General features: G+C 56.7%; 29 protein-coding genes. 9 read left to right on the top strand and 20 right to left on the bottom strand.

The annotated features are described in order from the left end of the window. Positions 1-49: 49 nt before the first annotated feature. Together AC2FFB_RS16950 and AC2FFB_RS16945 are read left to right on the top strand one after the other, a co-directional pair. Positions 50-808: an electron transfer flavoprotein subunit beta/FixA family protein gene (locus tag AC2FFB_RS16950; protein WP_496690308.1), complete on the top strand. Its 759-nt coding sequence runs from the start codon at positions 50-52 to the stop codon at positions 806-808. Continuing rightward, a complete protein-coding gene (locus AC2FFB_RS16945; protein ID WP_142639283.1) occupies positions 808-1,737 on the top strand; it encodes an electron transfer flavoprotein subunit alpha/FixB family protein in 930 nt (309 codons plus the stop codon). The genes AC2FFB_RS16950 and AC2FFB_RS16945 overlap by 1 nt, the downstream gene beginning before the upstream one ends. Positions 1,738-1,798: 61 nt before the next feature. On the opposite strand, the gene AC2FFB_RS16940 is transcribed toward AC2FFB_RS16945, so the two are convergent. Then, positions 1,799-2,620, bottom strand: coding sequence for a DUF6473 family protein (locus AC2FFB_RS16940; protein WP_496875217.1), 822 nt, complete (start codon positions 2,618-2,620; stop codon positions 1,799-1,801). A gap of 162 nt (positions 2,621-2,782) precedes the next feature. Here AC2FFB_RS16940 and AC2FFB_RS16935 point away from each other — a divergent pair, with 162 nt between their 5' ends. Further along, entirely contained in the window at positions 2,783-3,658 is an 876-nt protein-coding gene (locus tag AC2FFB_RS16935) for a 3-hydroxybutyryl-CoA dehydrogenase (protein WP_142639281.1), read from the top strand. Between the two features lie 65 nt (positions 3,659-3,723). On the opposite strand, the gene AC2FFB_RS16930 is transcribed toward AC2FFB_RS16935, so the two are convergent. Genes AC2FFB_RS16930 through AC2FFB_RS16900 form a run of 7 tightly spaced genes read right to left on the bottom strand, consistent with a single transcriptional unit; the run spans position 3,724 to position 9,147 of the window. Further along, positions 3,724-4,623 (bottom strand): lysophospholipid acyltransferase family protein, encoded by a 900-nt coding sequence (locus tag AC2FFB_RS16930; protein ID WP_271951305.1) that lies wholly within the window; start codon positions 4,621-4,623, stop codon positions 3,724-3,726. 39 nt (positions 4,624-4,662) lie between these two features. Continuing rightward, the gene (locus tag AC2FFB_RS16925) at positions 4,663-4,932 is read right to left on the bottom strand and encodes an HPr family phosphocarrier protein (RefSeq protein ID WP_142639277.1); all 270 of its coding nucleotides are present in this window, start codon (positions 4,930-4,932) and stop codon (positions 4,663-4,665) included. Further along, positions 4,929-5,342 carry a PTS sugar transporter subunit IIA gene (locus tag AC2FFB_RS16920; RefSeq protein WP_142639275.1) on the bottom strand — a complete coding sequence of 138 codons (414 nt, stop codon included), beginning with the start codon at positions 5,340-5,342 and terminating at the stop codon, positions 4,929-4,931. Before AC2FFB_RS16920 ends, AC2FFB_RS16925 begins: the two co-directional genes overlap by 4 nt. Further along, positions 5,339-6,220 carry an RNase adapter RapZ gene (rapZ, locus tag AC2FFB_RS16915; RefSeq protein WP_142639310.1) on the bottom strand — a complete coding sequence of 294 codons (882 nt, stop codon included), beginning with the start codon at positions 6,218-6,220 and terminating at the stop codon, positions 5,339-5,341. Before rapZ ends, AC2FFB_RS16920 begins: the two co-directional genes overlap by 4 nt. Further along, positions 6,217-6,687 (bottom strand): HPr kinase/phosphorylase, encoded by a 471-nt coding sequence (locus tag AC2FFB_RS16910; protein ID WP_142639273.1) that lies wholly within the window; start codon positions 6,685-6,687, stop codon positions 6,217-6,219. Before AC2FFB_RS16910 ends, rapZ begins: the two co-directional genes overlap by 4 nt. A gap of 4 nt (positions 6,688-6,691) precedes the next feature. Next, entirely contained in the window at positions 6,692-8,410 is a 1,719-nt protein-coding gene (locus AC2FFB_RS16905; protein ID WP_281973490.1) for a sensor histidine kinase, read from the bottom strand. Positions 8,411-8,442: 32 nt separating this feature from the next. After that, positions 8,443-9,147 (bottom strand): response regulator transcription factor, encoded by a 705-nt coding sequence (locus tag AC2FFB_RS16900; RefSeq protein WP_142639269.1) that lies wholly within the window; start codon positions 9,145-9,147, stop codon positions 8,443-8,445. 347 nt (positions 9,148-9,494) lie between these two features. Between AC2FFB_RS16900 and AC2FFB_RS16895 the strand changes: the two genes are divergently transcribed. The 3 genes from AC2FFB_RS16895 to AC2FFB_RS16885 all read left to right on the top strand — a co-directional run bounded on the left by AC2FFB_RS16895 (position 9,495) and on the right by AC2FFB_RS16885 (position 12,325). Further along, positions 9,495-11,093, top strand: coding sequence for a phosphoenolpyruvate carboxykinase (locus AC2FFB_RS16895; RefSeq protein ID WP_142639267.1), 1,599 nt, complete (start codon positions 9,495-9,497; stop codon positions 11,091-11,093). Between the two features lie 275 nt (positions 11,094-11,368). Further along, complete coding sequence (locus AC2FFB_RS16890) at positions 11,369-11,746, top strand: hypothetical protein (protein WP_246097302.1); 378 nt, start codon at positions 11,369-11,371, stop codon at positions 11,744-11,746. Between the two features lie 36 nt (positions 11,747-11,782). Then, a complete protein-coding gene (locus AC2FFB_RS16885) occupies positions 11,783-12,325 on the top strand; it encodes a hypothetical protein (RefSeq protein WP_271951321.1) in 543 nt (180 codons plus the stop codon). Here the strand turns inward: AC2FFB_RS16885 and AC2FFB_RS16880 are convergent. After that, a complete protein-coding gene (locus AC2FFB_RS16880; RefSeq protein WP_496694498.1) occupies positions 12,322-13,086 on the bottom strand; it encodes a sulfite exporter TauE/SafE family protein in 765 nt (254 codons plus the stop codon). The genes AC2FFB_RS16885 and AC2FFB_RS16880 overlap by 4 nt on opposite strands. A gap of 144 nt (positions 13,087-13,230) precedes the next feature. Here AC2FFB_RS16880 and AC2FFB_RS16875 point away from each other — a divergent pair, with 144 nt between their 5' ends. Further along, positions 13,231-14,922, top strand: a complete 1,692-nt coding sequence (locus AC2FFB_RS16875) for an acyl-CoA dehydrogenase family protein (RefSeq protein WP_496694499.1) — start codon at positions 13,231-13,233, stop codon at positions 14,920-14,922. A 216-nt stretch (positions 14,923-15,138) separates the two neighbouring features. After that, complete coding sequence (locus AC2FFB_RS16870; protein WP_142639261.1) at positions 15,139-15,696, top strand: hypothetical protein; 558 nt, start codon at positions 15,139-15,141, stop codon at positions 15,694-15,696. A gap of 2 nt (positions 15,697-15,698) precedes the next feature. On the opposite strand, the gene AC2FFB_RS16865 is transcribed toward AC2FFB_RS16870, so the two are convergent. Further along, on the bottom strand, positions 15,699-16,928 hold the full coding sequence (locus AC2FFB_RS16865) for an SGNH/GDSL hydrolase family protein (protein ID WP_496678791.1): 1,230 nt from the start codon (positions 16,926-16,928) through the stop codon (positions 15,699-15,701). 232 nt (positions 16,929-17,160) lie between these two features. Here AC2FFB_RS16865 and AC2FFB_RS16860 point away from each other — a divergent pair, with 232 nt between their 5' ends. Next, the gene (locus tag AC2FFB_RS16860) at positions 17,161-17,553 is read left to right on the top strand and encodes an META domain-containing protein (protein ID WP_496752422.1); all 393 of its coding nucleotides are present in this window, start codon (positions 17,161-17,163) and stop codon (positions 17,551-17,553) included. On the opposite strand, the gene recO is transcribed toward AC2FFB_RS16860, so the two are convergent. The 10 genes from recO to AC2FFB_RS16810 all read right to left on the bottom strand — a co-directional run bounded on the left by recO (position 17,537) and on the right by AC2FFB_RS16810 (position 24,314). Further along, entirely contained in the window at positions 17,537-18,262 is a 726-nt protein-coding gene (gene recO / locus AC2FFB_RS16855) for a DNA repair protein RecO (protein WP_496787653.1), read from the bottom strand. The two genes, AC2FFB_RS16860 and recO, sit on opposite strands and share 17 nt — an antisense overlap. Before the next feature lie 96 nt (positions 18,263-18,358). Then, on the bottom strand, positions 18,359-18,682 hold the full coding sequence (locus AC2FFB_RS16850; protein ID WP_496875216.1) for a SemiSWEET transporter: 324 nt from the start codon (positions 18,680-18,682) through the stop codon (positions 18,359-18,361). 148 nt (positions 18,683-18,830) lie between these two features. Continuing rightward, positions 18,831-19,160, bottom strand: a complete 330-nt coding sequence (locus AC2FFB_RS16845; protein WP_142639253.1) for a DUF1491 family protein — start codon at positions 19,158-19,160, stop codon at positions 18,831-18,833. Continuing rightward, entirely contained in the window at positions 19,157-20,065 is a 909-nt protein-coding gene (era, locus tag AC2FFB_RS16840) for a GTPase Era (RefSeq protein WP_142639251.1), read from the bottom strand. The genes AC2FFB_RS16845 and era overlap by 4 nt, the downstream gene beginning before the upstream one ends. Before the next feature lie 201 nt (positions 20,066-20,266). After that, on the bottom strand, positions 20,267-20,947 hold the full coding sequence (gene rnc, locus AC2FFB_RS16835; RefSeq protein WP_496694502.1) for a ribonuclease III: 681 nt from the start codon (positions 20,945-20,947) through the stop codon (positions 20,267-20,269). Beyond that, entirely contained in the window at positions 20,944-21,783 is an 840-nt protein-coding gene (lepB, locus tag AC2FFB_RS16830; RefSeq protein WP_496694503.1) for a signal peptidase I, read from the bottom strand. The genes rnc and lepB overlap by 4 nt, the downstream gene beginning before the upstream one ends. A gap of 57 nt (positions 21,784-21,840) precedes the next feature. After that, the gene (acpS, locus tag AC2FFB_RS16825; RefSeq protein WP_142639245.1) at positions 21,841-22,260 is read right to left on the bottom strand and encodes a holo-ACP synthase; all 420 of its coding nucleotides are present in this window, start codon (positions 22,258-22,260) and stop codon (positions 21,841-21,843) included. Then, positions 22,257-22,880, bottom strand: a complete 624-nt coding sequence (locus tag AC2FFB_RS16820) for a LysE family translocator (RefSeq protein ID WP_282027895.1) — start codon at positions 22,878-22,880, stop codon at positions 22,257-22,259. The genes acpS and AC2FFB_RS16820 overlap by 4 nt, the downstream gene beginning before the upstream one ends. Further along, positions 22,877-23,623, bottom strand: a complete 747-nt coding sequence (locus tag AC2FFB_RS16815) for a pyridoxine 5'-phosphate synthase (protein ID WP_281995877.1) — start codon at positions 23,621-23,623, stop codon at positions 22,877-22,879. The genes AC2FFB_RS16820 and AC2FFB_RS16815 overlap by 4 nt, the downstream gene beginning before the upstream one ends. Beyond that, positions 23,616-24,314 carry a DUF2062 domain-containing protein gene (locus tag AC2FFB_RS16810; RefSeq protein ID WP_142639238.1) on the bottom strand — a complete coding sequence of 233 codons (699 nt, stop codon included), beginning with the start codon at positions 24,312-24,314 and terminating at the stop codon, positions 23,616-23,618. Before AC2FFB_RS16810 ends, AC2FFB_RS16815 begins: the two co-directional genes overlap by 8 nt. Between the last annotated feature and the right edge of the window lie 9 nt (positions 24,315-24,323).

The following is a 24,323-nucleotide window of genomic DNA, read 5'->3' as shown; positions in this document are numbered from 1 at the left end:
GGTGGAGTCGCGACGCGGCTTGCCGTTTTTTGTGAGGAGCTAGCGCAAAATGAAGGTACTCGTGCCTGTCAAACGCGTGATTGACTATAACGTTAAAGTTCGCGTCAAAGCGGATGGCAGCGGTGTCGATCTCGCCAATGTCAAAATGTCGATGAACCCGTTCGACGAAATTTCTGTCGAAGAGGCAATCCGCCTGAAAGAAGCAGGCAAGGCAGACGAAGTCGTCGTTGTTTCTATCGGCGTAAAACAAGCCCAGGAAACACTGCGCACTGCGCTGGCCATGGGCGCGGACCGTGCCATCCTGGTCGTTGCTGCAGATGATGTCCATCAGGACATAGAACCTCTGGCCGTTGCCAAGATCCTGGCCAAAGTGGTCGAGGAAGAGCAGCCTGGTATCGTTTTGTGCGGCAAGCAGTCTATCGACAACGACATGAATGCAACTGGTCAGATGTTGTCAGCTCTTTTGGGCTGGTCACAAGGCACCTTTGCGTCCGACATCGACATCGACGGCGACAGCGCAAAGATCACCCGCGAAGTCGATGGCGGCATGCAAACCATCAGCGTCAAAATGCCGACAATCGTGACCGTGGACCTGCGCCTGAACGAGCCCCGTTACGCGTCGCTGCCCAATATCATGAAGGCGAAGAAAAAGCCGCTGGACGAGAAAACCGCCGATGATTACGGCGTCGACGTCTCGCCGCGCCTGGAAGTCGTCAAAACCGAAGAACCACAGGCACGTGCCGCTGGCATCATCGTCGGCTCGGTAGACGAGCTTGTCGCGAAACTCAAAGAAGCGGGGGCTGTGTAATGGCTGTTCTTCTTCTCGCCGAAGTCAACAATGGTGAACTGGCGCTGGACGCAACCGCCAAAGCTGTAAACGCAGCAAAGGCACTGGGTGATGTAACCGTTCTGGCCGCAGGCGGTTCCGCTGCTGCTGCCGGTGAAGCTGCCGCCAAGATCACCGGCGTCTCAAAGGTTCTGGTCGCCGAGGACGAATCGCTGGGCCATCGCCTTGCAGAATCCACTGCTGCGCTGATCGTAGGTCTTGCTGATGGTTATGAGCACATCGTTGCCCCCGCCACCACCGATGCCAAGAACGTTATGCCCCGCGTTGCCGCGCTGCTGGACGTCATGGTCATCTCGGACGCGTCCGGAGTCGTCGACGGCTCGACCTTCGAACGCCCAATCTATGCGGGCAACGCGATCCAGACCGTCAAATCTGTAGACGCCAAAAAAGTCGTCACTTTCCGAACCGCAAGTTTTGATGCTGCGGGCGAAGATGGCTCGGCAGCCGTTGAGACCATCTCGGTCGGCGAGAACCCCGGTCTATCGTCCTGGGTCGAAGACAAGGTAGCCACAAGCGACCGCCCCGAGCTGACTTCGGCTGGCGTTGTTGTGTCGGGTGGCCGTGGTGTCGGTTCTGAAGAGGACTTCAAGCTGATCGAAGGTCTCGCTGACAAGCTGGGGGCCGCAGTAGGCGCATCGCGCGCCGCAGTCGACTCGGGCTATGCTCCGAACGATTGGCAAGTGGGTCAGACCGGCAAGGTTGTTGCCCCGGATCTGTATGTCGCTGTCGGCATCTCGGGTGCGATTCAGCATCTGGCAGGTATGAAAGACTCGAAAATCATCGTGGCGATCAACAAAGACGAAGAAGCGCCGATCTTCCAGGTTGCCGATTACGGTCTGGTCGCCGACCTGTTCCAGGCCGTGCCAGAACTGACCGAGAAACTCGGCTGATCAACGGGCTAGACTTTTCCACGAAGAATCTTGCATTGGGCCCGCCATCGGCGGGCCCTTTTCATTGCAGGTTTCTGATCGGACCGACCAAGGCGTCAGCAATCGACCTGTGTGCTGCAGGACCTATCATATATTCCGCCATGGGCTGTTGCAGTGTTCCAAACAGCATATCTTCAAGCTCATCGGACTGCCCCGACACGCTGACCGTCACCTCAACGATCTCGGCGCTGAGAGGGCGCAGGGCCTCGATCATCTGTGGCGTGATCCGAATATCAGCACCGTGCTTGGGCTGATCACTTTCTGCCTCACGCAGGACCTGCAAATTCAACAAGACAACAGGCGCTTCAAGCGCCTCAACAAGCCCCCCAATGCGGTCGATCCAATTCCGTCGCAGCTCTTCTGCGATTACCTCGAACCGCGCATCATTGCGGCCCTGCAACAAAATCATCAGGTGATGTACGAAATGGACATCGGCAAAGTCGATCTGGGGATAGAGAGATTTCAGATCCTCTGTCGGAGCCAGAAAACGGTCGTTGCGTCGGGGATGAACCCGGTAGAATCGATTGGACTGCCCCAATATGTCGCTAAGCTGCACCACGCAGAGCTCTGCTTGGTTCAGTAAACCCCTCAACTCCGTGTCATCGCACAGCGCATCTACGCCGCAAAAAAGGCTTCCGAAATTCAGGCACCGTCTGTCCAACCTCTCTTCGAGAACTGCCGCGAATGGCTGCTCGACGAATCGCCCGAATGTTTCGGTCCCACCTGCGCAGGCCACAAATGACTTCTCCAGCGAACGCATTGGCCCACGAAACCACAATCGTGACTCACCGTATTGGCACACGTCATGCTCGAGTCTTCCCGAGCCAGCTTGATGATAGCTCATATCACTCACCCAATTTTCACCCGGATGCCATCTTGCAGCCGCAAGCCTTGAGAATCTCCTAATGTGCGCATTTGAAGCAAAGTCGAACGGTCTGATCCCCTTGCCGCCCGCCCCGATCTGCCGATAGTGTCATCCTACCCCGTGGCACAGAGGCATCAAAAAATGGATGTAAAATCAGTCGGAGTGATTGGCGCAGGCCAAATGGGCAATGGTATCGCCCACGTACTGGCTTTGGCGGAATATGACGTTCTGCTGAACGACGTTAGCCAGGACGCGCTGAACAGCGCCATGGCGACGATTGAAGGAAATATGGCGCGCCAGGCATCGCGCGGAAAAATTTCGGATGAGGAGATGCAATCCGCGCTGAAACGCATCACGACCACAATGGAGCTGCCACAGCTGGGCCAGACTGACCTGGTGATCGAGGCCGCAACCGAGCGTGAGACCGTCAAACAAGCCATTTTCGAAAGTTTGCTGCCACATCTGCAACCGCATACAATCCTGACGTCAAATACGTCATCTATTTCGATCACACGTTTGGCGAGCCGAACAGACCGGCCCGAACGCTTTATGGGTTTTCACTTCATGAACCCAGTTCCGGTGATGCAACTGGTTGAACTGATCCGGGGCATTGCTACGGATCAACCAACATTTGCTGCCTGTAAGGCCGTTGTAGACCGCCTTGGCAAAACTGCCGCCAGCGCCGAAGATTTCCCGGCTTTCATTGTCAACCGCATCCTGATGCCGATGATCAACGAGGCCGTATACACCCTGTATGAAGGCGTGGGGAATGTTCAGTCGATTGACCAATCGATGAAATTGGGCGCAAACCACCCGATGGGACCACTAGAACTGGCTGACTTTATCGGTCTGGACACCTGTTTGGCCATTATGAACGTGCTGCATGATGGATTGGCCGATACCAAATATCGCCCTTGTCCGCTGTTGACGAAATATGTCGAAGCGGGCTGGCTGGGACGTAAAACGCAGCGTGGTTTTTATGACTATCGGGGCGAGGCGCCAGTGCCGACCCGGTAAAGGCCACCGCCCGGAATTCATCCGGGCGCAGCCACGAGATTGTCCTGATCAGGTGAAATTGCAGGTCAGAGCTTGGTTGCCTGCCCAAGACCCAGCGTGTGCTTTCTGAGCCAAGCCATAAAGCCGCGCGGATCTCGCTCCAGCAGTTGCATATCCTCATCCGAGATCGGTTCTCCGATCACCGGGGATTGCGGTTTGTTGCAGGATCGAACGATCTCGTGCAGCAACAAACCCTGGCGCAGAATCGCAGAAAGCTTGTTGGCGATCTGGTAGGCACGCGAATTCCTGCCAGGGAAAAAGATCGGCAGGACCTGCGCGCCAGATCGACGGATCATTTTGGCCGTGAACACGTTCCACTCACGCTCGATCACCGGCCCGAACCAGTCATCCGAAGACATCACGACGCCTGAGGGGAACAAGGCCACAACGCCCCCGTTTTTCAGATGCTCCATCGCATTGCCGCGCATCTCAAGCATCTTGGCCTGTGCCTCGGGATCGTGCGGGAAGGGCACCGGAATCATGAACGACGTCGCCGCCTCGTCCAAACCTGTCAGAACCGAACGGGTCAAGATCCGATAGTCGCTGCGGACCCTGCCGATCAGCTCTGCCAAAATCATGCCGTCGACCATGCCATGGGGATGGTTGGCTACGACGACCACGGGCCCCGTTTTCGGAATACGCGCGATCTGTTCCTCTGGCGTGGTCAGGTCGATGCCCATTATATTAAGCGCACCTGCCCAGAACCGTTGGCCGCGGAATTGTTCATTCTGCTTCTCGAACTTGTTAACCATACCCAAAATGGTCAACTTACCCGTACACCATTCAATGGTGCGGATCGCTGTTGCAGTCCAAGGGTCGTCGAACGAGTTTGCGTAGGTCAGGGTCTTACGATCATAGATCTCGCCCTGGTCCTTGGTCCCATCCACCACCGGGCCTGTCTTGGTCTCGTGCGTTGTTTCCGCCAATTCCTGGTTATCCCGTTCTTCGTATCACGGCGGGTGCGGTCAGAAACCTTCTCCGAACTTGTCGTTCACCAGAGTCTCCAACGCATCAGCCAACGCCTCAGCATCCGGTCCGGACGTCTCGACGTCAATAGTCGTTCCGCGAGACGCTGCCAACATCAAAAGACCCATAATGCTGTCGCCGGATGCGGAAAGCCCATCTTTCGACACCTCGGCCTGAGCGTCGAACCCTTCTACCAACTCGACCAGCTTGGCCGAGGCGCGGGCATGCAGGCCCTTTTCATTGATAATTTTCAAGCTTCGGGTGGTCATTCTTTATCTGTCCGGTTCTCATCAAACGTCACATTTTGCGCATTGATATACTTACGTCCAGCTTCCATTGCCTGCCGCACGGCTTCGCCAATCGGCAGGTGGCGGGATTTGGCCAGTTTTATCAACATGGGAAGATTTGCGCCGTAAAGGATACGGCGATCCTGCGGCGCGCAGGCACGCAGGCTGAGATTCGACGGGCTTCCGCCAAACAGATCGGTCACGACGACAACACCGTCACCAACATCAACACTGTCGGCGGCCGCACAGATTTCCGATTGCTTCGCTTCGCGATCATGATCGGCCTCGATCGAGATCGCGGCCAGGCCGGGCTGATTGCCGACCACATGCTGCATAGCGGCCAAATATTCTTTGGCCAGCCCACCATGTGCTACGAGTACGATCCCGATCAATCCGGCCTCACATTCAACGATCGTCTTTCCATTTCGCGATGCCTAATTGCCACTTGCTGCCCCCCCTCTGCAAGGGCCCTTGCAACCGCTTCGGCCATTGCAACCGATCTGTGTTGCCCTCCGGTACAGCCAAAGGCCACGGACAGGTAGGCTTTGCCCTCGGCCCGGTAGGCGGGCAACAACAAAGTCAGCAGGTCAACCACCCTTTCGAAGAAAGGCGCATAGTTCGCGTCGGTTTGAATATAGCTCGCCACATCCGAATTGCGACCATCTTCGGCCCGAAGCTCGGGACGCCAGTACGGGTTGGTGAGAAAACGGCAGTCAAAGACCATATCCAATCCGCGAGGCAAACCACGCTTATAGGAAAATGATTCGATGGTTACCGCCAGATGCCGCCCACCCTGAGGTGCAAACCAACGCTCTACCTCTTCGCGCAGTTGGTGAACATTCAGTGGCGTGGTATCGATCAACGTATCTGCAAGTTCACGAATTGGGGCCAGCGACTCTTTTTCCTGGCGCACGCCGGTTTCAGGGCTGGCATCCGCAGACACCGGGTGACGTCTGCGGGTTTCCGAATACCGGCGCAGCAGGACTTCATCGCTGCAATCGAGATAAAGCGTGGTCAGGTCAACCTGTTCCATCCACCGAAGCTTAGCCAGCAATTCGATGACGCCAATCGTGGAAAAATCGCGGTTGCGCGCATCAATACCAAGCGCCATGGGACGGTCGGTTTTTGGCCCGTCTAATAGACGCAGCAAAAGACCCATGGGAAGGTTGTCGATGGCCTCGAACCCCAGATCCTCTAACACACGGATTGCGGTGGACCGGCCTGCGCCGGATGGGCCGGTGACAAGTACGATGCGTCTTTGGGTCGTCATTGATTGGGCCATTCCGGGTCTGCGCACCCGTTTTTCATCAGTAGCAAGAGCGCTGCTGGTAAATTGGAGACGCCAGCGCCCCGAAGCAAGGGAACAGTTTGCCTCAGGATAAGAATTGAACGGGGTTCTGGCAGGCGCTCGGGTTCTTCTTGCGCCATGTCCACCACAAAGCCAACCGGCACCGGCCCAACCGAGACTGCCCGCAACAGGCCAAGACCTCTTGCCTCGATCAGTCCACCGATATTTGGAGCCGCCTCTGCCAGGGCGAGATTGCCATCCATATACAACCGAACCCGATCGTCCGCGACCAGATCGGCCCCCAACGCCATCATCTGCAAAGACAGCGCTGACTTCCCGGTGCCCGAAGGCCCCACGATCAAAACAGCACGGTCTGCTATCGCGACACAAGAGGCGTGAACGATGGCAGTATCTTTGTGTTCAACAGAGGAGAGTGCGGACGTGCTCACCGCGTCAAACCGGCAGGCCCACGACGAATCGCGCGCCCTGAGGGTCTGAAGTTATGTCCGCTTCGGTCGGGCGGATATTCTCGGCCCAAATCACCCCGCCATGCGCCTCGACAATCTGTTTCGAGATCGCCAGACCCAACCCCGAGTTATTGCCGAAATGCTCAACGGGACGTTGGGAATAGAACCGTTTGAACACTTTGGTCAGGGCCTGCTCGGGGATGCCTGGGCCAGTGTCTTCAACAACAACCAGAACCCGATCCTCGCGCCGGCGTACCCACACACGTATGGCATCGCTTTCTTCGCAGAAGGAAATCGCATTGGTGATCAGGTTTACGAACACCTGCGCCAATCGCGCCTCAAGCCCGGTCACGGTGATTGGTTCGGGCGGCAGATCAGTGATGTAATCGATTCCCTTGGCGCGCGCATCCTCGCCCAGATACTGACCGAGGTTTCCGATCAGGTTCAACAAATCAAATGGCTGCTCTTCCTCCTTGACCAGTTCGGCGTCCAGGCGCGAGGCGTTCGAAATGTCGCTGACCAGACGATCCAGCCGACGGACATCATGTTCGATCACCCCCAACAGCTTGTCGCGCTGGTCGTCTCTTTTAACCATGCGCAACGTGCCCACAGCAGATTGAAGGCTGGCTAGGGGGTTTTTGATCTCATGCGCCACATCTGCCGCGAATTGTTCGTTTGCATCAATCCGGTTGTACAGCGCTGTAACCATGCCGCGCAAAGCTCGGCTGAGTCGTCCGATTTCGTCCGGTCGCGCGCTCAGATCGGGGATGCGGATGCGGCCCGGGTTGACCCCCGCACCGCGGTCTTTGCCCATCTCGGCGGCGGATGCCAGATCGGCCAGCGGGTTGGCGATGGTCGATGCAAGGACAAGGCTCAAGCCAACGGAAACCAAAAGCGCCACGACGAACATGCGCAGAATCCGCTCTTGATCACGGCGGGCCAATGCGTCGATTTCTCCGGCGGGACCGGCCATGGCAACTGCGCCAACGGGCTTTCCATCCAGTTGGATCGGGGCCGCAGCAACGATAACCGTTTCGCCTGCGTCATCCTGAACCGCCTGAACCTGAATATGCCCGGTCAGCGCCTGTGGAATGATGGCCTGAACGCGTTGGGCCAAGGTTGGCGCTTCGCTGGTTTCATCTTGCTTGAACACTTTGGACAGCCCGGTCCAAACCGCGTTCAAGGCATCACTGATCAGTGTGCTTCCAGTCTGCGCATCAGCTTCTGAGCGCAGCATGACCGGCATCTCTGAGACCGCAGGCGCGCCGCGCGTCCAACCAATCAGCGTCCCACGAGCATCGTAAACAAAGACTTCACCGCCGACCGGCAGGCTGAGACCAGCCAACGTATCTTTGACATCCAGAATGGCCGCGTCGCGGGTAATGCCAGTCACATTCTGTCGCAGTTGGGTTTCAAATACGTTGCTGACCAACTGCGCATCACCAACCAGGTTCCGGGCGGTTTGCTGCACCTGTTCTTCTCGCGAATTATCCAGATATAGCAATCCGGTGACCAGAATCACCAATGCAATCATGTTGAATGTGATGATCTTGCGCGCCAGAGGCGAGCCCCGCAGAGAAAACAGATTGCGGCGGCCGCGTGTGGCCCTGAGTTCGGCGGAATCGTCGCTCTGGGGGATGACCCAGTCATCCCCAAGAACGACGTCACCGTCGCGTAACTCGTTTTCTTGCTCAGTGTCGCGCACGAGACCCAGTAACCCCTTAACTTAGGCCACGCTTATTCTTCGTTGTACCGATACCCAATACCATACAACGTTTCGATGGCCGAAAACTCCGGATCAGCAGCGCGCATCTTTTTGCGCAGACGCTTGATGTGGCTGTCGATCGTGCGGTCATCTACATAGACCTGATCGTCATAGGCAACATCCATCAGCTGATCGCGGCTTTTGACAAATCCCGGACGCTGCGCCAAGGCCTGCAGCAGCAGGAACTCGGTCACTGTCAAAGAGACATCCGATCCCTTCCAGCTCACCGCGTGGCGCAAGGGGTCCATCCGCAATTCGCCCCGTTCCATCACCTTGGCGTCGCCTGTGTTGGCAGCCACGGGATCACCCGAGGTCGCTTCCTGACGGCGCAGCAAGGCCCGTATCCGTTCTACTAGCAACCGTTGCGAAAAGGGCTTTTTGACATAATCATCAGCACCCATACGCAAACCCAGAACTTCGTCGATCTCGTCATCTTTCGAAGTCAGAAAGATCACCGGCATCTGGGTCTTCTGCCGCAGTCGCTGCAGCAAATCCATGCCATCCATACGCGGCATCTTGATATCCAGCACTGCCATATCGGGCAGCTTCTTGTTAAACGCATCCAGAGCAGCCTGCCCGTCGTTATACGTTTCTACCTCGAAACCCTCGGCTTCGAGCGTCATGGATACGGACGTCAGAATGTTCCTGTCGTCATCCACCAGTGCAATCTTTGACATCGGGTTAACCCCTATTCCTGCTCTCATACGAAACAATTCGCTTATTTGTAGGGCATTTTTGTCGTTTTTATGGCCGCGAATCAATCACCATCTACGAATCGTGCGATTGTTGTCACACACATGCGGCAAAAAAGCCGTTAATGGTCTTCGAAAAGTGTCTGTATTTCCGGCAGAAAAAACATGGTGGCGCTAAACCTGAACTTGGTTGCGCTAACTGCGCCAAACCGTCCTGTTCACGCCCTAAACGACCATGATAAGACCCGCCCAATCGCCGGTTTTCCCGGTACACTGCCCCAAGAGCGCACCTTGGCCAATCTGCCGCCGCGCCGCCACAGGAGAAGACACACATGACATCTGGACGGGTGAACCCGCAATTCCGCCTCGAAGATCAGGGCATCGAGGGTCTGGGCAATGTCTATTACAACTTCATGGAACCGGCACTGATTGAAGAAGCCCTCAAGCGGGGTGAAGGTACACTTGGCAATGGCGGAGCTTTTCTTGTCAGTACCGGCAAGTTCACTGGCCGTTCTCCCAAGGACAAACATGTTGTCCGCACCGACAGTGTCGCCGATTCGATCTGGTGGGAAAACAACGCCGAGATGAGCCCTGAGGGTTTCGAAACGCTTTATGCCGATATGATCGAGCACATGAAGGGTCGTGACTATTTTGTGCAGGACCTGGTCGGCGGCGCCGACCCCGCTTATTCGATCAACGTGCGCATGGTCACCGAACTGGCATGGCATAATCTGTTCATCCGTCACTTGCTGCGCCGCCCGGATCGTGAAGACCTGGATGAGTTCATCGCGGATTTCACAATCATCAACTGTCCCAGCTTTCAAGCTGATCCGGCCAAGCACAACTGCCGTAGCGAGACAGTGATCGCACTGAACTTCGACCGCAAATTGATTCTGATCGGCGGCACAGAATATGCCGGTGAAAACAAGAAATCCGTCTTCACCCTACTGAATTACATGCTGCCTGAAAAAGGCGTGATGCCGATGCATTGCTCGGCGAACCACGCGGTCGGTAACCCCGTAGATACTGCGGTCTTCTTTGGCCTCTCGGGAACTGGCAAGACCACCCTGTCCGCTGATCCGGCCCGCACCTTGATTGGCGATGACGAACATGGATGGTCAGACCGTGGCACTTTCAACTTCGAAGGCGGGTGCTATGCCAAGACGATCAACCTGAACGCCGAGGCCGAACCCGAGATCTATGCAACCACCAGCAAATTCGGCACCGTGATCGAGAATATGGTTTTCGATCCCGAGACCAAGGAGCTGGATTTCGAAGATGACTCGCTGACCGCAAACATGCGTTGCGCCTATCCGCTCGAGTATATCTCCAATGCCTCGAAAAGCGCGTTGGGCGGGCATCCGAAGAACATCATCATGCTGACTTGTGACGCGTTTGGTGTTCTGCCCCCGATTGCGCGGCTGACCCCGGCTCAGGCGATGTACCACTTCCTGTCGGGCTTCACCTCGAAGGTTGCTGGCACAGAGCGCGGCGTGACCGAGCCCCAACCCACATTCTCGACATGCTTTGGCGCGCCGTTCATGCCGCGTCGCCCAGAAGTCTATGGCAACCTGCTGCGCGACAAGATCGCCCAGCACGGCGCGACCTGCTGGCTGGTGAATACCGGCTGGACTGGCGGCGCCTATGGCGTTGGCAGCCGGATGCCGATCCGTGCGACCCGCGGTTTGCTGACTGCCGCTCTGGATGGATCGCTTCGGGATGCGGAATTCCGCAAGGATGCGAATTTTGGCTTTGATGTGCCGGTTTCCGTCCCTGGTGTCGCCGAAGTTCTGCTGGATCCGCGTCGCACCTGGGACGACCAGGCCGCCTTCGATAAACAGGCTGAGAAGCTGGTTCAGATGTTTGCTGAAAACTTTGAGCAGTATCTGCCTTTCATCGACGAAGACATCAAAGCCGTAGCAATCGGTTAATGTTGCAAAAGGGGGGGCAAACCTCTCCCCTTTTTTTCGGACAGCACATCTGTTGGCAATCGTCCTTATACGTCTAACGTAAGGTGTCCTTACAAATTCGTTGCCCGATTTGCCGGTTTAAGCTATCCAATGATGTCATTAAGACAAATTCGCCCGACGCAATCGCGCCGGGCGTTGTTTAAAAATACCTTGGGTAACTCAGCCGCGCACTCACATTCGCGAATTGAGAAACCTAATCAGATAGCAAGTGTATGCCAATGGGGATGAGTGTCAATATGAGACTTTCTGAACATTCAGATTTCAGTTCGTCTCATACCGCTGCTTTGTCGCAGCGCGTGACATGGGAAACGACAGGTAACGAAATGACTGAAATCTTGAAACTGACCGAACTGCGCAAACTGATGCAAAGCATGGAGCGCACGTTGGGGCTGGAACAACTCTCACCGGTAGAGCGCGATATCTATTACGCCGCCGAAGAACTGTCCAAAGCTGACCAGGAAGTTCGGACATTTGGGTTGATTGAACACACGCTTGTGCAAAGCGTCTCGCGCCCGACCTTTTTTCGTGCGCTGAAGTCGCTGGTGCAGAAGGGGTATTTGTCACAAAGCGGTAGCGCGAACCGTGGACGGTATGTTGTGCATGCGCCTAAGTAATAAAGCGTTTGATCTGCGCATTGCTGGCTGACCGCCGTGCGCAGATGGGCCTCTGAAACGTTCTTTGCCTCACTGGCCTACGTAATTGCCTCGTTCCTTACGTTCGAGGTTCTGATGCCACTGCAGAACGTATTCTTCCCCGAATATCCCAGCAAGGCCAGCCTGCTGTTTCTCCCGCATGGTGTGCGTGTGCTCTCTGCTTGGTTGTTGGGGTGGCGGGCGATTTTTGCGCTCTTGCCCGGTGTCTTTCTTGTCTTTGCCTTTCTCGGCGGAAGCGACGTCTTCCTGCCCAACCGTCTGGCCGCCATAGCAATCGCCGTCACAACCGTTCCTGCTGTATTTTACCTATGCAAATGGGTCGGCTTCGATCTGTTTCCCCACCCGGACCGCAAACCATGCTGGTCCTGCGTGATGGGGGTCGGGATCGTCACGTCAGTATTGGTGTCCGTACTGACCAACCTGGCTTTTGGCAGCGGTGGGCTGGAATATATCGCCTTCCTGATCGGCGATATCTCGGGCCTGTTCTTTCTGATGCTGGGGCTCTATTTCACGCTGCGCGCGATAGATCGGCGTGCCTAGCCCATCAGCCCGCGTCGCAACAGGTTCAGCCCTGCGATAAGCAGCACGAACAGGGTGATCTTGCGAAACAGCGCCTGATCTATGCGCGCCTGCAGTTGCAACCCCACCCACATGCCCGCCAGCCCCGGCAGCACCAGAGCAGCCGAGAACGGAGCGGTTTCGGCGCGGAAAATCCCGGAGCCCATATGCGCGAACAGCAACGCCAGCGCCCCCAAACCATAGATGACCCCCTGCACACGCATCTGCACCGCTTTCGGGGTGTTTAAGGCGGTCAGATAAGCCACGGTTGGTGGTCCCCAAATTCCAGACATCCCCCCGACAAAGCCTGCAACCGCAGCGATCATGCCCTCTATTCGGGCAGATGGGCTGGCCAATTTCAGACGCAGCCCCAATACCTGGATCAATGCAAAGACTGTCACCGGGATGCCAATCATCAACAAAAAAGTTGATGCTGGCACTGCGCTGACCAACTGAGCACCAATCAGCAGAAACACCAACCCGACAACCAGAAATACACGGAACTGACGGATCGAGGACACGGCGGCCGGAACACCCCCGCGCAATGCCTGCACCCCATTTGTCACCAGGGTTGGCAGGATAAGCCCCGCGATCGCCATATCCGGCGAAAGGAACATGCTCAGCCCAGAGATCAGAACCATTGGCATGGCGAACCCGACCATGCCTTTGACCCAACCGGCAATGAAGGCAACCCCACAGGCCAGCAGCAGTTCTTGGGCAGAGAGCATAGAAAACAACGTCATGTCCCCCTGATATCACTCCTGACAGGTGCTGCACTGCAAAAATGATCAAGCAACTTTAGAACTTTTTAGTCGCATAATTCGTATTTTTGTTGCGCTGCACGTGCAGCATGATATGACCAGACGACTTTAGGAGAGAGCTGATTCATGGCCCATGACGGACAGGATATGACCCAGATGATTGCATCCGCGATTTTGCCCGAGCTTCTGACGCTGACACGTGCGGCTCTGCCGGCTGTGGACACCGTATTCGAACGCGCCCGCGAGTCGGTCCGCGCGATGGTGACAGAAGATGGTCGCGTGTCCGGCGCTCTGATCGAGGCCAATCAGACCGCCGCTCATGGGTTGGCATGGCTGGCGACATACAACCAGTCGCTGCAGCAAATGCAACGCTGGGCCGATGCTTTGGAGGCAGAAGGCAAATTCGGCGAGATCGAGCAGCTGCTGCACCAAATCGCCTTTGGTGAATACCTGCATCAGGTCGCGGGCGGCATCCCAATGAACCAGGGTGAGATTTTGCGTCTTCAGGACATGGGTCTGGGCTGGGACGCGCTGTCCGGTTTCCAATGCGCTGAAGTTCAGACACTGATGGCACAGGCCAATTCACAGGCTGCACGCAGTCGCTTGGTTGAACTGATGGAAGAACAGGCCGGTGCCACGATGTTCGGAACGTCGGGCCTGGACGAAGAACTGGAAATGATCCGCGACCAGTTCCGCCGCTATGCCCAGGAAAAAGTCGAACCAAACGCCCATGATTGGCACCTCAAGGATGAGCTGATCCCGATGGAAATCATCGAGGAACTTGCCGAGATGGGTGTATTTGGCCTGACCATCCCCGAAGAGTTCGGAGGGTTTGGCCTTTCCAAGGCCTCGATGTGCGTGGTGTCCGAAGAATTGTCGCGCGGCTATATCGGCGTCGGATCGCTGGGCACCCGGTCCGAGATCGCGGCCGAGCTGATCATTGCCGGTGGAACGGATGAGCAAAAAGCGCAGTGGCTGCCCAAGATCGCCAGCGCCGAGATACTGCCGACAGCAGTTTTCACTGAACCCAACACAGGCTCTGATCTGGGCAGCTTGCGCGCCCGAGCAGTCAAGAATACCGAAGGTGATTACGAGATCACCGGCAACAAGACCTGGATCACCCATGCGGCCCGGACCCATGTGATGACTTTGCTGGCGCGCACCAACTCTGACACTTCCGATCATCGCGGCCTGTCGATGTTCCTGGCGGAAAAGACGCCCGGCACGGACGACAACCCCTTCCCCACCCCTGGCATGACCGGTGGCGAGATCGAAGTTCTGGGTTATCGTGGGATGAAAGAATACGAGCTGGGCTTTGATGGCTTCAAGGTCAAGGGTGAGAACCTACTGGGCGGCGAAGAAGGCAAAGGCTTTAAGCAGCTCATGGAAACCTTCGAATCCGCCCGCATCCAGACCGCAGCCCGCGCCATCGGTGTGGCCCAAAGCGCGCTGGACATCGCCATGCAATATGCGCAGGACCGCAAACAGTTCGGCAAGTCGCTGATCAACTTCCCCCGCGTGTCCGGCAAGCTGGCGATGATGGCGGTCGAGATCATGATCGCACGACAGCTGACCTATTTCTCGGCTTGGGAAAAAGACAACGGTCATCGCTGCGATCTTGAGGCCGGGATGGCCAAGCTGCTGGGCGCCCGCGTGGCCTGGGCTGCTGCCGATAACGGCCTGCAGATCCACGGCGGCAACGGCTTTGCACTGGAATACAAGATCAGTCGCGTGCTGTGTGACGCACGTATTCTCAATATTTTTGAAGGGGCTGCCGAAATTCAGGCACAGGTGATCGCGCGGCGTTTGCTGAGCTAACCTGTAACGGCAACCCTGTTTCCCCGACTTGACCCGGCGCGCGCGCCGGGTCTTTTTTTGCCCAAACTACTGCAGCCCTCAGTTCCTCGAAATCCTACCCTTACCTTCCCTGCTGTCTACGTTCAGCCATGACCAGCCACGGCAGAAACTTCCCCCTATCGCAGCGCCGATATTCCCGGTAGATCAGCGTGCGATCACGAACCAGCGGCGAACCACATGACCCGATCCATTCTTGCCCTTCTGGCCACGCTTGCGGCCTTGGCCCTTGCTGGCTGTGCCACCACCTCTCAGCCGACAGCAACGCAGAACGACATAGACGAACTGGCGTTGGCCATCCGTTCCATGGGTCCCGCGGTTGATCCAGCCGAGGCACAGAAGGCGGCCAACATTGCCTATACCTATTCGCAGCGTCTGGCCCGAGAATGGCAGGTCACCGACCCGGCCATCATCCACAACGCCAAGGTCATTAACGGATTTCGTGAGCGCGGCCTGTGCAACGACTGGGCCGAAGCGATGACCAGCCGTTTAAGGGCCGAAAACTTCCGCACCCTGGAAATGCACTGGGCTACATCACCGCCAACGCCGCTGAGGATCATCCACCATTCCGCAGTGATCAGCGCAAAGGGCGACACGATGTTCGAAGGCATCATCCTTGACCCATGGCGCAACAGTGGCGCGCTGACTTGGGCGCCAACGCGCGAAGATACGCGATACAACTGGCGTACCCGCATGGAGGTGCGCACCGCTTTGCTAAACGGAGAGCAACCCTACTGAGGTCAGGACGGGGTCTTACACTGGCTGATCCGTTCCGCCACCACGGGCAGCATCCGCGCAGCCACCAGCTTTGACCCTTCGGGCGTCAGATGCGTGTAATCGACATACAGCACCTTGTCTTTGTGGAGGGGACCGCCGATCTCGGCAATATCGGTGAAAGGCACATTGGCCTCTTCAAACAAAGCAGGGAAATCGACCCGCGCGCGATGCATCAGATCTTCGCGTCCCGGCTTGTACCAATCCCGCGTGAGCTGGGCGATTTCGCGGTCGGTCTCGCTTAGGACATTGGTGTCCTCATAGACGACCTCAGGCTGCAAAAAGACGTGATAGCAAAACCCGTGGTAGTCGCCGAATGTTTCGATCAGCTTGTAATTGCGCAAAAATCCGACCTTTGCAGTCTGCGCAAGCTCTGCTGAAAAGTCTCTTTGCAAGGCGGTAACATCCCCATACGTGATATTTTTGGGGATTTCATAGCGGTCGAACAAGCCTTGCGTAAATTTCGAAGCCAGTTTGAAGGTATAGGAATACTGCGCCGGGTACCGCAGGAACGCATAGGCTGAAAAGAAGGGTTTGCGATCATTCAAGGCGTCAATCATGCGTGCGGACGAGTAAGCATAACTTTGGACCGGATTATCGACCCCAACATTGTAAAAATCATTGTGGCCATCCAGAAACACAATCATGTCCGGGCTGTACTCATATAGCGTCTCGTACAGGTACAACACATGTTGAAAACTGTGATACGCAACAACTCCGGCGTTGATCACTTCAATCGTCACACCGGGCATCTGATCGCCCAACCGCTCGCGCAGGTCCTGCTGCAGGAAATACGCAACCGTTTCCTGATTGGCGAGCGTTGGGTGGTCAGGATAAATACTGCCCTGCGATCCGATGGCATAAGCAGTTGAGCCACCCATCAGAAAAATGCGGAACGTGTCGTCGGGTTTTGGCTGTTCAATCAGCGTATCGTGGCGGAACCCTTGATCGGAATGGATACGCTGTCCGCCAGTATCAAATCCTCGCTGATAGTCTGGGTTCAGTTTGTGACCACGGATCGAAGAGTATAGATGTCGCTCTGCCGTATTGCCCAGCGTGTTGTCATACACATAAACCACTGTGAAATACGAAAGCAGTTCAACCAGCAGGAAGAGAAAGAGGGCATAGATCAAAATCATAAAAAACTTGGTTACAGGTCGCATCCGCCCCATGCCAACATCATCATTTCCGCTCACTACGAAGCTCCAATTCTATCAGGTCAAAATCAAATAAACCTGGCGTATATACCGGTGTAAAAATTCCACCTAACTGCCCAAATCTTAGGAAAGGCCCGTTATTCGCTTTCAATATGTCCAAGATGTTTTGCAAGTCAACGGTCACCATTGTATCCGATCCTTTACCTAGTCGGTTCAAAACAATGCGTCCAAGCCCAGGAAACTGTTCTTCGCTGATTTCAGGAATTCTGCCATGTTGCGTTACATAATGCTGCTTTCCCTTTCCGGATTACTCCAATGTCAGAAGGATGAAACCGTTGCGGCCTATGGTGCTGCCGAACGGGAATGGGCCCTGCAAGAGATCAACGGTCAGCCCTACAATGCAAGTGCCTTATTGCGATTTCTGGAAGAAGGCAAAGTAACGGGCAACGCCCCCTGCAACAGCTACACGGGCAGGCTTAACGTGCCCTATCCATGGTTTGAGCTGACCGGCCTGACAGCGACCCGTGCCGCCTGTGCCGGGCTTGAGGCAGAAGGGATCTATTTCGCCGCCCTGCTTGCCATGACCCAATCCGAAGTATCAGGGAACCTGCTGATATTGCGCAATGAGGACGGACAGGAAATGGTGTTCAAAGCTGCCGATTGATCTGATCAATAAACCGCGCCCGTGCGCCGGGCAGAGGGTTGTTCCCCAACGACGGAGCAACATGGTTCTCTAGAAAATGTCCGGTGGTCAACAATCCTTGCACCAATTCGGTATCCGGCGCGTCGCCCACGCCACGCAGGCAAGGTGGCAAGGGAAGCAACCTATCCACCCAGTCCCCTGCCCCATCAGCGCTGACCGCACGACCTGTTTTCGGAGAAACATAATCCAAACCTTCTGTTACACCCGTCACGGCACAGCGTGTCAGGTCAAGGCCAAACCCCAGCTCTTCCAGCAGCGACAATTCCCAACGCAGATAGGCAAGCACCCAAATTTCGTCCTGACCCAGCAGGTCCATCAACTGTTCGGTTTGTTTATAGATGCGCGGATGCGCTTCGCGCTCAGGCAAACAGAACGAGAGCAGTGCCACCACCGCATTCAATCCGGCCAGCGCAAGCCTACCCGAAAACGCCGCCGCCGCCCGCGACCGCAGGGGCTCGACCTGAAAAGTGCCGATATGCTCCTCGAGTCGTGCGCGCCAAAGCACATCTAATTGCGCCCCGGGCTGCAGGATCGGCGCAATCTTGCGGCTGGTTCCACCACGTACGACGCCGGCATGACGACCGTGGCCTTCGGTAAAGACTTCGATAATCGCCGCCGTTTCGCCATGGCGGCGTGAGGTCAGAAGTATGCCGTGGTCGCGCCAGTCCAAAGCGTGTCCAATCTTGTGGGGTCAGTCCTGCCCGAGCAAAAGAACGCAAAGCCGGGACCACTGCAAGAGAGACAGGGAAATCGACGACCTATTGGGTCAGAACGTGACCCCCGCGTGGATCAGGATACCCAGGACCATAAGAAGGTTCAGCACCATAGAAATGCCGTTGCCAACATAGATGGGCAACTTCTTGACGATCAGACCGTAGATGAACCAAAGCAAAGACAACGCCGCATAGAGCGACCACGTTAACAGAGATTGGCCCGACGCATGTTGAGAGTGGGTAAAGAAGAGCTTCACAAGCTGTGGAAGCGTGGCAAATGGGCCTAAAATGCCGACAAATACCATGAAGCCCTCGATGTGCTTCATCACAAGACCAAGGTTTGACTTTATGAACTTCTGACCAATTGTTTCAGCCAACGTAAGACCTCTATCCTTGTCATAGGCTGCAACGACCCGTTTCCGCACCATCCGTTAAATACGCGTACAAATAGCGAAAATGGACCGTCTTACCAAGACCTATGCCATAACTTTGGCAGAGGCCTGCACCGCGTCTGTGCTAGTACCGCTAATCCAGACCGTCCTCACCCAGCAAATGGCGCCCCTGCCGGTCTTCGACCTCTATCACCCAGAGGTCAGGGTCAAAGCTGCGCTGGCGTTGGATCGCCTCGTCCACATCGACCTCGGGACCAGAGGAGAGTTCAACCCACTTGCGCTCACCGCTCATCAGATCAAAGCTGCGCTGAAAGGCTGTGGCCTGACCGTCCAACGTGTTGAGCTTGATCAAAACCGCGCCGGCTGTGTCGTCACCATGGGCCACAACAAAGGCCGGTATTTCCTGAAATCGCAACCGTGCCAGATAGGCGTGAACCCAGAAGTCTGCCGTCAGTCGCGTCATGCGTTTCCGTCTTTGAATTCCAGACCCATTTCCGAATAGCGCTCAGATTCCTCCAGCCAGTTTGGCCGGACTTTGACCTGCAGGAACAGGTGGATCTTGCGATCAAGGAACTCTTCCAGCTCGGCACGGGCCGCCTGGCTGACGGCCTTGATGGTCTCGCCCTTTTTGCCCAGAACGATACCTTTATGGCCGTCGCGCATGACATAGATGATCTGGTCGATCTTTGCCGACCCGTCCTTGCGCTCTTCCCAATTCTCGGTCTCGACGGTCAGCTGATAGGGCAGTTCCTGATGCAGCCTCAGGGTCAGCTTTTCGCGTGTCATTTCAGCCGCGATCATACGCAACGGCAGATCAGCGATCTGGTCTTCGGGATACAGCCACGGGCTCTCGGGCAATTCGCCTGCCAGCCATTTACGTAGATCGTCAACCCCATGGCCTTTCTCGGCCGAGATCATGAAGGTCTCGGCAAACGCGTAGCGCGAATTGAGGTCGCTGGTCAGGGCCAGCAGAACTTCGGACTGCACCCTGTCGATCTTGTTGATGGCCAGCGCGACGGTGCGGCCCGGACCGATCTCGTTCAGACCTTCAAGGATGCGCTCTACGCCCTCGGTGATGCCACGATGCGCTTCGACCATCAGGACAACCACATCGGCATCCGCGGCCCCGCCCCATGCGGCGGCCACCATTGCCCGATCCAGACGGCGACGCGGTTTGAAAAGGCCCGGCGTGTCCACAAAGACCAGCTGTGCATCACCTTCCATCGCCACGCCCCGGATGCGGGCGCGGGTCGTCTGAACCTTATGTGTCACGATCGAGACCTTGGCCCCGACCATGCGATTCAGAAGGGTGGATTTGCCTGCGTTGGGCTCTCCGATCAGGGCGATAAATCCGGCGCGTGTCGTCATCTGGGGTTTGATCCTGTTTGCAGATGGGCCTCCCTATCGCAGAAAGAGGCAGCGGACCAGAGCGATTTGCAGCTTTGGCACATGCATTCAGGATGGCATTGGGTGGGGTATGGTGGGCGACCCGTCACCGAAATGACCCGGGTTCGACCGATAGGCATTTCCGGCCAGCCCTCAGGAGACCGACTATTTTTACCCGGTAGACTAATTCTGCAAACGGTCCAGCAACGACTTGGCAGCCGCCTGTTCGGCCTGACGCTTTGACCCTGCTGTTGCCTGCTCTTCTGCCCCGTCCTGAAGACGCGCAGCAATGGTGAAGACCGGCGCATGGTCCGGGCCAGAGCGTCTGACTTCGACATAGCTGGGCGGTTTCTGGCCCCGTGCCTGCGCCCATTCCTGAAGCGCCGTTTTGGCGTCACGGGCGTCGGCCTCGACATCGTGGATGCGATCACCCCAGAGTTTTAGGATAACGGCGCTGGCGACCTCGAACCCGGCGTCGCGATAAACTGCAGCGATGACCGCCTCCATCGCGTCGCCAAGCAAAGCTTGTTTGCGCCGCCCACCGGACAGCATTTCAGACCGGCCCAGTTTCAGTACAGCACCCAAATCAATCTGCAGCGCCACATCTGCACAGGCCTCTTTGCGCACAAGCGCATTGAACCGGGGTGCAAGCTGACCTTCGCTGGCCTTTTTGTCCGCCTCCAGCAAGGCCGTCGCCATCACCAGACCCAGCACCCGGTCGCCCAGAAACTCGAGCCGCTGGTTGTCCGGGCGCGTAGTCGAGGATACCGATCCATGGGTCAACGCGCGCACCAACAGCTCGGGGTTGGCAAATTCATACCCCAGACGCTTTTGAAACGCCTTTATTTCGGCGGATAGCTTCAATTCACGGCCTTAAAGAAACGGTCTCCGCGCCAGGTCCAGAAGAACAGCATCGACCGGCCAGCGGAGGAGAACATGATGCGATCTGCACGACCAATCAGGTTTTCATAGGGTACATATCCGACACCCCCGGCCGATTGCGGCAGGCGGCTGTCGCTGGAATTGTCGCGGTTATCGCCCATAAAGAAGTATTCGCCTTCGGGCACTGTATAGACGCCGGTATTGTCCGACCCCTGATTACCGATATTGAGCACATCATAGGACACCCCGTTGGGCAGGGTTTCGATCATGCGGGATTTCTCACACACGCCACCACGGCCAACCGGGCCGTTTTCACAGCGCGGGCGCAGACCCTGCGGACCTTGCGGAGCCGCGACCTCGGTAAAGACCCCATCGGGCTGCTGTGGAACCGGCGTCCCGTTCAAGATGATCTGGCCCTCAATGATCTGGATACGATCACCGGGCAGGCCAATCAGGCGTTTGATGTAGTCGCGGCCGGTCACCGGATGGCGAAATACGATCACATCGCCGCGCTCGGGATCACCGGCCCAGATACGCGAGTTGTCATCGCTTTGCATCCAGCCGCAAACATCTTCGGCGTCGATATTCAGGCCGACGCTGGGGATGATCAGACTGGGGCAAGAAGCATAGGAATAGCCATAGGCCATTTTGTTGACGAACAGGAAATCCCCGATCAACAGGGTCTGTTTCATCGACCCTGACGGAATCCAGAACGGCTGAAAGAACAGGGTACGGAAAACGCCCGCGATCAACAGCGCATAGACGATGGTTTTGATCGTCTCCCACACGGGATTTCCGGTTTTGACGTCTTCGGCCATGCTGCTCTCCGGTCCTTGGTTTGTTGGGGTGCTACATGCGCGGCGCGGCGGGGTTAGTCAAGACAGAGCGCTGCGTTCGCGAATTGGGCGCGCCTCGATCACCACGAAGGCCTGCGCCCAGGGGTGGTCATCGGTTAGGGTGACGTGGATGATCGCCGCATGACCCTCGGGGGTCATATCGTTGAGCCGTTCCGCCGCCCAACCGGTCACATGCATCACTGGTTGGCCGGTTTTAAGGTTGGTTACAGCCATGTCCTTCCAGGAAATCCCCATACGAAGCCCGGTGCCCAGCGCCTTGGAGCACGCCTCTTTCGCGGCCCAGCGCTTGGCGTATGTGCCTGCTGTGTCTGCACGGCGTTCGGCCTTGCGTTGTTCAGTGTCGGTAAAAACGCGGTTACGGAACCGGTCACCAAACCTATCGAGCGTGCCCTGAATGCGGTCTATGTTTGCGAGGTCTGTGCCGATGCCTAGGATCATGACAACCGCACCGTCAAAATCTTGTAACTTGCCACCCCAAAGAACCCGGCAAAGGCAAAATCGAACCAGCGGCGGGCGCGGCGGTAGGCGCCGACTGTGCGCTTAGACGAGAACAGGAATGCATAGCTGATGAAAATCAGCAACGAGCCCGCGTAGAGCAGGCCGAAATAGCCAAGCAGCATCGACAAGCTGGCGTCATTCGGGGCAACGATGGCGTAGATCGAGCCCCAGCTGAGGATCGCCTTGGGGTTGGTCAGGTGGATCGCCGCGCCTTTGGCAAAGATGGTGCGTAGCGAGCCGGTGACCGGGTTGCCCAACGCCATCTCCTCCGACGACAGCGCCCGTTTCAGGGCCTTGAGCGCCAGCCAGCCCAGATAGGCTACACCGACATAGCGGATCACTTCGAACACCCAGACATTGGCCAGCATGATCGCCGACAGGCCCAGCGCGGCGGCGATGCCCCAGGCAGCGGACCCAGCACAGATGCCCAGTGCAAAGACCAGGCCGGCGCGGCGGCCTTCGTTCATTGCAGTTCCGGCGATGCCCATGGTTGCCGGACCGGGTGAGCCTCCGGCCATCAGCCAGGCGATCCAGATTGCTATGAAACCCGAGGTTATCATCCCCGCGCCTCATCCATCAGGCGGCGCATTTCCTGAATGGCGGGGGTCATGCCCAAAAAGATCGATTCGCCAATCAGAAAGTGACCAATGTTCAACTCGCGCACCTCGGGGAAAGCGGCGACAGGTTTGACCGTGTCGTATGTCAGACCATGTCCGGCATGCACTTCGAGGCCGAGCGAATGGGCAAAGGTGGACATGTCGCGCAGGCCTTCCAGCTCTTGCGCTGCCTCATCCAGTTTGCCTTCGGCATGGGCGTCACAATAGGCGCCTGTGTGCAGTTCGATCACTTCGGCGCCGATGCGATGCGCGGCCTCGATCTGGCGACGGTCGGCGGCGATAAAGATCGACACGCGACAGCCCGCATCACGCAAAGGTGCAATGAAATGGGCCAGTTTGTTTTCTTCGCGCGCGACTTCGAGCCCGCCTTCGGTGGTCCGTTCCTCGCGCTTTTCGGGGACGATGCAGACCGCGTGCGGCTTATGGCGCAAAGCGATTTGTTGCATCTCGGGCGTGGCTGCCATTTCAAAATTCAGAGGTACCGAAAGAACCTCCATCAACCCGTCAATATCTGCGTCCGAAATATGCCTGCGATCTTCGCGCAGATGGGCAGTAATGCCATCTGCACCGGCCTGCTCGGCCAGCGTGGCCGCGCGCAAAGGGTCGGGATAGACCCCACCACGTGCATTCCGCACTGTGGCCACATGGTCGATATTCACACCGAGACGCAAACGGTTCTCAGACATCCTTTGATTCCTTTCCCAAATCCTGGCTCGAGCCTAGTTGGTTTGACTCTGGAACGGCAGCCTCGGATTCAGCCAGACGTTTGATTTCTTCAAACTTCTTTTTGATCCTGTCGCGACGCCGTTGCTGATAGGTGTGGACCAGCGGCAGGCTGAGATAGTAGCAAACCACCCCAGCCAGCAATCCGGGAAGAATGCCGCCAATCAGGTACGGAAAGAAAACCTCGTCGTAGAAAATTCCCAGCCCGTGCCAGTCAGCTACCCGGTCAGTGAATACTGCAATCAGGTTGTCTTTGAGATCACCGATCGCATTGGCAAACTTCCCCATAAGCCCATGGGTGTCGCCCTCTTCAAACTCGGTGCCCAACAGGAAATGCCCGGTCTGAAGGCAAACCACCCCGATGGGCACATAGGTCAAAGGGTTTCCGAAAAACGTACCGCTGAGTGCAGCCAGCATATTGCCGTTGAACAATCGCGCAGCCAGGGCGGCAATGCCAAAATGCAGCCCGTAAAAAGGTGTAAAGGCCGCAAACACTCCAAACCCTACCCCGCGGGCGATGCGTTCAGGTGAATCCGGCAATCGCCGGACGCGGTGTTTCACATAGTGAAAGGCCCGGGTCCAGCCACCACGAGGATAGACGAATTCCGATGCGATCTGGACAGGCGAGCGTCGATCTCGGCGCTTGAATACCACTCCTGATCA

Source organism: Ruegeria sp. YTSA219 (assembly GCF_059609985.1).
The sequence above is the reverse complement of the archived record's forward strand: the minus strand, read 5'-3'. Positions and strand labels throughout refer to the sequence as shown.